This is a genomic window from Neoaquamicrobium microcysteis (genome assembly GCF_008180155.1).
GTDB classification, from domain to species: Bacteria; Pseudomonadota; Alphaproteobacteria; order Rhizobiales; family Rhizobiaceae; genus Aerobium; species Aerobium microcysteis.
Window position 1 is genome coordinate 1 of sequence record NZ_VSZS01000026.1, and the last position, 983, is coordinate 983.

Here is a 983-nt window from a genome sequence, read left to right on the forward strand (position 1 = left end):
ACCGCCTTCGCCATCTCGCCGATCTCGTCGCCGCGATCAACCGCCGGAACCTCGACCGCGTTGTCGCCAGACGCAAGACGACCCATAACACCCGTCAGGGACGTGACGGGCTTGACCACGCTGCGCACCACCGCATAGGCGGCCGCCATGGTGACCAGCACGCCGATCAGCATCGCCGAACCGATGATCGTCGCATTGCGCCAGAACATCGCCGTCAGATCGTCAGCATAGACACCGGTGCCCACGACCCAGCCCCAGGGCTGGAAGCCGTGAACGTGGGAGAGCTTCATCACCGGCTCGTCGAAGCCGGGCTTGGGCCACATATAGTCGGAGAAGCCCTTGCCGTGCTCGTTAACGACCTTGTTGAACTCAACGAAGATGCGCTTGCCGGTCGGGTCTTCCATGCCCGACTGGTTCGTCCCGTTCATCTGCGGACGAACGGGGTGCATGATTATCGTCTCGCTCATGTCGTTGATCCAGAAGTAGCCGTCCTGCTGGTAGCGCATCGGCTCGATCGCAGCGAGCGAACGGGCCTGTGCTTCCTCCCGCGTCAGTTCGCCGGCGAGTTCCTTTGCGTGATAGGCCTCGAACACGTGGACCGCATTCTCGTTCATGGCCTCAAGCATCGCGCGGCGCTCGGAAACGAGCGCGGCCTGCTCCTGATAGATAGCGAAGACGCCCGTGCAGATCATGGCTGCGAGCGCAAGGCCGACCATGGCATACAGCCTGGTCGAAATACCGATCTTGTTCATTAAACCCCCTTTGAATAAGCCGGTTGTCGGGACCGTTCCCGTGACCTGCGGCAGCGCGAAGCTGTTGCCGCAGGTCGAATGAATGGATGTGGCTGGAGTGAATGAAGGAAATGATGGTGACCGCCTTGTTGCGGCGGTCTGTTTTGGTTTCAGAACTCTTCCCAGCCGTCGTCTGCGGGCTGTGAAGCCAGCAGTGCTGCGGCCTGTCCGCCTGCGGTGGCCACGCTCTTG

At 61.4% G+C, this 983-nt stretch carries 1 protein-coding gene; it reads right to left on the reverse strand.

Annotated features, from left to right (window positions below; genetic code table 11):
* On the reverse strand, positions 1 to 752 hold a 752-nt coding region (locus tag FY036_RS00090), incomplete at its 3' end, for a cache domain-containing protein (protein ID WP_148912708.1).
* Positions 753 to 983: the final 231 nt, after the last annotated feature.